General features: G+C 42.5%; 6 protein-coding genes and 1 pseudogene. 4 read left to right on the forward strand and 3 right to left on the reverse strand.

Annotated elements, in window-relative coordinates:
• The first annotated feature begins 319 nt into the window (after positions 1-319).
• Positions 320-1,705, forward strand: a complete 1,386-nt coding sequence (locus tag JMX97_RS12045) for an NAD-dependent succinate-semialdehyde dehydrogenase (RefSeq protein ID WP_201558451.1) — start codon at positions 320-322, stop codon at positions 1,703-1,705.
• A gap of 204 nt (positions 1,706-1,909) precedes the next feature.
• Here JMX97_RS12045 and purN read toward each other — a convergent pair whose 3' ends face one another.
• Both purN and purM read right to left on the reverse strand, forming a co-directional pair.
• Positions 1,910-2,617 (reverse strand): phosphoribosylglycinamide formyltransferase, encoded by a 708-nt coding sequence (purN, locus tag JMX97_RS12050; RefSeq protein WP_201558452.1) that lies wholly within the window; start codon positions 2,615-2,617, stop codon positions 1,910-1,912.
• Entirely contained in the window at positions 2,617-3,666 is a 1,050-nt protein-coding gene (gene purM / locus JMX97_RS12055; RefSeq protein WP_201558453.1) for a phosphoribosylformylglycinamidine cyclo-ligase, read from the reverse strand. Before purM ends, purN begins: the two co-directional genes overlap by 1 nt.
• Before the next feature lie 343 nt (positions 3,667-4,009).
• On the opposite strand from purM, the gene JMX97_RS12060 reads away from it, so the two are divergent.
• The 3 genes from JMX97_RS12060 to JMX97_RS12070 all read left to right on the forward strand — a co-directional run bounded on the left by JMX97_RS12060 (position 4,010) and on the right by JMX97_RS12070 (position 7,092).
• Positions 4,010-5,116, forward strand: coding sequence for an AI-2E family transporter (locus JMX97_RS12060; RefSeq protein WP_201558454.1), 1,107 nt, complete (start codon positions 4,010-4,012; stop codon positions 5,114-5,116).
• A gap of 419 nt (positions 5,117-5,535) precedes the next feature.
• The gene (hda, locus tag JMX97_RS12065) at positions 5,536-6,339 is read left to right on the forward strand and encodes a DnaA regulatory inactivator Hda (protein WP_201558455.1); all 804 of its coding nucleotides are present in this window, start codon (positions 5,536-5,538) and stop codon (positions 6,337-6,339) included.
• 36 nt (positions 6,340-6,375) lie between these two features.
• On the forward strand, positions 6,376-7,092 hold the full coding sequence (locus JMX97_RS12070) for a DUF2057 family protein (protein ID WP_201558456.1): 717 nt from the start codon (positions 6,376-6,378) through the stop codon (positions 7,090-7,092).
• A 47-nt stretch (positions 7,093-7,139) separates the two neighbouring features.
• On the opposite strand, the pseudogene JMX97_RS13835 reads toward JMX97_RS12070, so the two are convergent.
• Positions 7,140-7,237 (reverse strand): annotated as a pseudogene (locus tag JMX97_RS13835) (IS1 family transposase); the annotation flags it as partial.

Consider the following 7,237-nt stretch of genomic DNA (forward strand, 5'->3'; position numbering starts at 1 on the left):
TTATAAAATTTCGAAATTAAATTGCCAATTAATATTTGACCAGCTATTGTGCTGGTTTTTTATTGTCTGTGAATTGTGGTGATTGAGTACATTACTTTTGAAGACAGTCACATTCTTAACATCTTCAACACATTTCACAATATCTTGTAAAATTCTAAGACAAATATCTTGTTATTATAGATAAGAATCAAGAAAAGTTAATGGTATACCACCAATCAATAAGTATTATTAAAATAAAAAATCAAGCGTTAGTAATATAGAATTAGACGACCTCAAATCAAACAATATCAAAACAAACAACATAAAAAGGATAATAACCATGGCAGATATTACTACTATCAACCCAACCACGGGTGAAGACATTAAAGATTACGATTATATGAGTACTGACGAGGTTAATAAGATCGTTGATGCTTCTCATCAGGCTTTTTTAGAATGGCGTCAGGTTAGCCATGAAGAGCGTGCTCGCGTCATTACGTCCATTGGCGACAAGCTGTTGGAACACAAAGAAGAACTAGCAAAACTAATGACTGAAGAGCGTGGCAAACTGTACAGTCAAGGCTTACAAGAAATCGATTTGTGCAAAGCGATTTGTGATTACACTGCCGAGAACGGTATTAGTGCTTTGGCTGATGATATACGTGATGTCGAAGGCCTGAAAAAAGGTATTGTTAGCTATCAACCTATCGGTATCATCTATGGCATGCAGCCCTGGAACTTCCCTGCTTATCAAGTCTTCCGCTATACCATCGCCAACCTAATGGCTGGTAACAGTATTCTATTAAAGCATGCTTCTAACGTTACAGGTTCTGGCTTACTGATTGAAAAAATATTCCATGAATCTGACTTACCGAGTGATCTGTTCCGTACTATTATTATTGATCATGACCAATCAGAAGCTTTAATCGGACATGACAAAGTACGCGGTGTAACGCTTACTGGTAGTGATACTGCTGGTGCTATCGTGGGTCAACAAGCCGCAAAAGTGATCAAAAAAGCCGTTCTCGAACTCGGCTCAAACGACGCCTTTATTGTTCTAGAAGATGCTGATTTAGAGTTGGCGGTAAAAACGTGTACTCAAGCGCGTCTGATCAATAACGGTGAAACTTGTGTTGCTGCGAAGCGCTTTATCGTCGTTGATAGCTTATATGATGCTTTCCGCAAGGGTATTGTTGAGCAGTTCGCGGGTGCAAAAGCGGGTGATCCAATGGAAGACAGCTCAGATATTGGTCCATTGGCGCGTAGAGATCTACGAGAAAAACTTCATAAGCAAGTACAAGAAAGTGTTGATAAAGGCGCGACCATAGCTGTTGGTGGTAAAATTCCTGAAGGTGAGGGCAACTTCTACCCAGCAACTATTTTGGAGAACGTCCAAAAAGGTCAGCCTGCGTATGATGATGAATTGTTCGGTCCTGTAGCCTCGTTGATTCGTGCTAAAGATCAAGACGATGCTATGCGTATCGCTAACGATAGCCGTTATGGCCTAGGCGGCGCAATCTTCTCAAAAGATGAAGACAAAGCCATTCGCCTAGCTAACGAGCAGTTCGATACGGGCATGATTTATATTAATGGCTATGGCCTAGCTAACCCAGGACTGCCTTTTGGTGGCGTGAAAAACTCAGGTTACGGCCGCGAGCATGGCGGCTTTGGTATGAAAGAGTTTGTGAATATCAAAGGGGTTCATGTACATGGAAAAGACAAGTAAAGCGTAACACGCAATAGTTTATGGATAACGGTTCATATACAGTTACTTATAAACAGTTACTTATAGACAATCGCTAAGTTAGAAATAAAGAAAGCCCAGTTTTCCTAAGAGGAATGACTGGGCTTTCTATTGTGCTGCTTTAAGTGGCGAAGTAGCTAGTCTGGCCATAAGTTAAATCAGCTGATCGTTATCTCTCACTATATTCTATACTTCTAAAAATAACTTAAAAGGTAAATTTGGCAAATAAGATTTCGCCTCGGCTGATACTTTATTAGTATTGAGAGGTAAAACGCCCTTTGCTAATAACAAAATGGTCCACGGTAGTAGTTGATGCTCAAGCTTTTGCACGCGTGTTTGTAGGCTATCAGAAGTATCTTTTGGATTGACGTTTAGCAGACCTTGAGTCAAAACTTGTCCTGCATCAAGCTCAGCGGTGACCACATGAATGCTACAGCCATGATAACGCTCACCAGCTTGTATAGCGCGCTGATGGGTATCTAGGCCTTTATAAGCTGGCAATAGGGCCGGATGCAGATTAATCATAGTCGCTATGCTGTTATCAATAAATGCTGCGCTCAATACGCGCATAAAGCCGGCAAGTACAATCAGGTCAGGTTGCCATGCCACAAGTTGCGCGCTGGCATGGGTCTCAAAATTTTTGATACCCATGCGTTTGCCACTTTCAGTATGTGACAACACGGCAACAGGAATATTGGCTTGCTGAGCGCGCGTGACAGCGTAAGCATCATCACGATTGCTAATGACTCCGACAATTTCAATCGGCAGCTCGCCCGCTTGCATCGCATCTATCAATACTTGGAGATTGCTGCCATTGCCGGACACTAACACTGCAATGCGTAACGGGCTTGTCCGCTGTTGCTGGCTTGGTTGCTTTAAGTCATCAACAGACATTAACGGTACACCACTGCATCCGCTTCGCGGCTAACCATTTCACCGATTTGCCAAGCGTGTTCACCGGCGTCATTTAAGGTTTTAATAGCCGTTTCAGCTTTATCTTTAGGTACGACAATCACAAAGCCGACACCACAGTTAAAGGTACGGTACATTTCACTTTGATCAATGTTGCCTTGAGTTTGTAACCAAGTAAATAGCTCTGAGAACTGCCAGCTGTTGGTATCAATACTGGCTGCTAAGCTATCAGGAAGGACGCGGGGTAAATTGTCCGTTAAGCCGCCGCCGGTAATATGTGACATAGCATGAAGTGCTGAATTGCCGAGGGTATCTTGTAGGGCCTTAATAGCTTTGACATAGATACGGGTAGGGGCCATTAACGCATCTTGGATCGACTGACCATCTAGTTGCTCAGTGCTATTAGTTACATCGATACCGCTGACTTCAATAACCTTGCGCACGAGTGAATAACCGTTTGAGTGCGCGCCACTTGAAGCTAGCGCAATCAGTGCATCGCCTTCTGCGACATGCTCACCAGTGATGACTTCGGCTTCTTCAACCACGCCCACACAAAACCCAGCCAAGTCGTAATCGTCATCATGGTACATACCCGGCATTTCAGCCGTTTCACCACCGATAAGCGCACAATTAGCCAGCTTACAGCCCTCGCCAATACCAGTCACTACGGTAGCAGCGGTATCAATATCCAACTTACCAGTCGCATAATAATCCAAAAAAAATAAAGGCTCAGCACCGCACACTAATAAATCATTGACGCACATCGCCACCAAATCAATTCCGATAGTGTCATGACGATTGAGCTGCAAGGCCAATCTAAGCTTAGTACCCACACCATCAGTACCAGAAACTAACAAAGGTGACGTGTAGCCAGTCGGAATGCGGCACAGGGCACCAAATCCGCCAAGCCCGCCCACGACTTCAGGACGAGTAGTGGCTTTTGCCACTGACTTAATACGCTGAACTAACGCGTCGCCAGCGTCAATATCAACACCGGCATCTTTGTAGCTTAAAGAAGGCTTGTCACTCATGGTCATCTCACAATTAGATAGGGGATTGGGATCAGTAATTAGAATCAGTAGTTAGAATTAATAATAGAAGTCAGTAATGTAAAGTTTGACTATAATGGGCGCATTATACCCAAAAACAGCCTACACTCGCAAAGCAACTTACCAATATTCCGCTGACATTAGGCATATGTGCTAAATAAAAAGCTAAGAAACAAAAAAAGACGGCATTTTTTATTTACTCTGCGATAATAGAGCCCTCAGAATTTGCATATTCAATCATAACGCGAGGGTGATTTTGTAGCAATAGAACGACTCTCGACTTCTTTAAGTCATCGACATCAGCTTAACTGTAGGACTGACATTAATGATAAACCAACCGATAGATCCTTTTTTTCGGCGCTTATTTATCGTCGTTGCCATCGTAGTGGCGCTCGTTTTGTTGTATCTGATGATGCCGGTCATTGTACCGTTCATATTTGCTTTTGTGCTCGCTTATTTATTTAATCCACTGGTAAAACGCTTATCGAAATACGTCAAGCGTTGGATAGCTATTATTGTTGTGTATTCTACCATTACATTGGGGTTGGTGCTCCTACTGTGGTGGTTGTTACCGACGTTGTGGTACCAGTTGCAATCTGCTTGGGAATACTTGCCAAGGACTCTCAATTGGTACAACCAAGTCGTACGCGAATGGCTTATTAATAACAGCCGCATTCGTTTACCAGAATTAGAGGTAAAAGGTTTTTCTGAAACGCTGGTAGGTTATATGCAGAACAATTATAAGTTTGAGGATGCCAGTACCTTGATGAGCCAAATACTTGCCTCCAGTATGAACTTTATTAATAGCGCTGGCCTGATTGTATTGGTACCTATTTTGACCTTTTACTTTTTATTCAACTGGGATAAACGTTTGAATAGCTGGAAGATGGCCATTCCTGCTGCTTACTGCAAAAAAGTCATCGGTATCGCGCAAGAATGTGATCGCGCATTGATGGAGTTTGTGAAAGGACAACTACTGGTTATGGTGCTACTAGGTATCATTTATGCCGTACAGTTACAACTTATTGGGCTTGAGCTTGGTCTTATTATTGGCATGGGCGCAGGTATCGCCAGTTTTGTACCCTATTTGGGTTTTGGTCTTGGATTCATTGCTGCTGTTATCGCTAGTTTATTCCAGTTCGGTTTGGACTGGTTTCATTTGTCTTTGATTGTAGGCGCATTTTTAATCGGACAAGCCGCTGAGGGCTATGTGCTGCAGCCACTGTTGTTAGGTGATAAGATTGGTCTGTCCCCATTATGGGTTATTTTTTCAGTATTGGCAGGTGCTAGCTTGTTAGGCTTTGTTGGCATGCTCATTGCGCTACCCGTATCTGCGGTCCTTAATGTCTTGTTCCGTCATCTGTACGCTTATTATCAAGCCACTGACTTTTATAAAGGTCGCAAGCAGTTGGATTTATTTGAAAAAAAATAAGCCAATTGGAAAAGTAAGCATGATGTTTTTTAACGATTTATCTAAAATAAAGTATGGGTTTTAATGTGAGTTTCAGTGTGGATTCTAAGGTTTTTGAAAGGACTCAGAACTCATCAGTGACGCAGCTACTAATAAGGGTTAAGATGTAAAAGACTTGTCAGTCATTTTGCAAATATGGTATATATAGGCTCAGCATTTACGATAATAGCCATTGTTATGTCAGTTCTATATTAAATGATAGATTAGTGCACTGTAAATGGTTAGATAACATTGCAAGTTTAGGCTACAAAACTTCCTTACAAATACATGCTACAACCCAATACTACGCAGTCTCGAAGACAGTTATAAAAATATAATGTAGTGTCAAGCTTCATATTTATGACACTGTTATTACACTACGCTAAACGAGTTGATGATTCATGGCAGAAGCACAGCTAAGTCTCAATCTGGACATCAAACATGATACAAGTCTCAGCGACTTTTCAGGTCCTGGTTGGATGTCAATTATTGATGCAGTGCGGCAGTTACATGTTGGCCTGATTGGTCAACTGTATCTATTCGGTAGTCCTGCTACCGGCAAATCTCATCTGTTATCCGCTATTTGTGAGTCATTCATTGAGATGGACAAGTCAGCAATTTGTTTGTCGCTTGACGAGCTAATACATACCGATGTTAATGTCTTGTCCTCGCTGGAGAACTTCGATGTTATTGCTATTGACGATTTAGAGGTGCTTGAGCACAGCAATGAATGGCAAGAGGCTTTATTTCATCTGATTAATCGGAGCCGGGAAGGGCAGCGCCAGCTGTTATTTGCAGCCAATAAACCTGCTAGTGAACTGCCGTTTCACTTGACAGATTTACTGACCAGATTGGCACAAGCTCCCACTTTCAAAGTTCCTAACGGTCGTGATCTAGCCGATCGCCAAGCGTTATTACAGTCTATTTTGCGTCGCCGTGGTTGGCAATTTGATGAGCGTATTATCCATCATTTGCTTAATGAAGGCCCGCATCGTATCGGCGCGATGATGGAGGTATTGAACTATATTCAGCCGATGTTCTCTAACCTTGGGCGTAGTAATATCTCCAAAGCGGTGATTAGTGATGCACTACGCACTATTGATGAGCAGACGCTGGCCGCTGAACTTGCTGATATTACTCAAGAGACGCAAGTAGATAATAATGCCGCCAATCAAGATCAGCATACGATGCCCCTAGATTTTTAAACTATTTGAATTTTTTCACCACTGATAGGATAACTTATGAAACTTACCGCTTCTTGGCTTAAAAAACTGTCCATTAGTACGTTGTTACTGGGTGCCGGCTCAGTATCTATGCTGTCACACGCAGCAGTTACTGTGCTGGTTGATGATAATATTAAAGTTACTGCTATCAACGGGCAAGAAATCAAACAAAGTGTCTTCCAGCCGATAACTAAAACATTTACTTTGCAACCTGGTCAGCATGTGATCACTGCTAAATATGATCGTTTATATAACCTACCCCGTGATGAGCATGATTATTTGCGTTCAGGTAATATCAGTGTTGCAGCCGACATGATGGATAACCAAACTTACCGTCTAACCATGCCGGGTCAGCCAGAAGACTATGCAGCGGCCAAAGAGTATGCTGATCGTCCAACCCTAGCGGTACAACAAAACAATACCATCGTTGCTAGTCAGCAAAGCATGGCGGGTAGTGACGGCGGAATCTTTTCAGGACTCGGTAAAGCATTGGGCGGTGTATTCGGTGGCAGCGGTAATGCTGAACTACAAAACCAGCGCGCTATTGCCGCATTAGGGCAACCTGCGACGACTGCTCAAAGTAAAGTAAACACAGTGGCGGCTCCTACAAATTATACTGTCAAGCAAACGGCAAACATAGGCCAGTCGGCTGATACGCTAGATCAGTTTATGCAGTTATGGCTCAACGCGACGCCAGCTGAGCGTGAAAAAATTCGCCAATGGACTCAAAAGTAAGTCGCTCTATTTTTATTTTAGGTGGTGTTTCAAAAAGTATGCTGGCATTAGACATAACCATAATTGATATAAAAGAACAGCATATTGAACGTTTTAAAGTGATTGTCGAGTTTCTTAGAAAAAGCACAAGTCTTTCTAACTGCTC

This window comes from Psychrobacter sp. 72-O-c (assembly GCF_904846605.1).
Lineage (GTDB): Bacteria > Pseudomonadota > Gammaproteobacteria > Pseudomonadales > Moraxellaceae > Psychrobacter.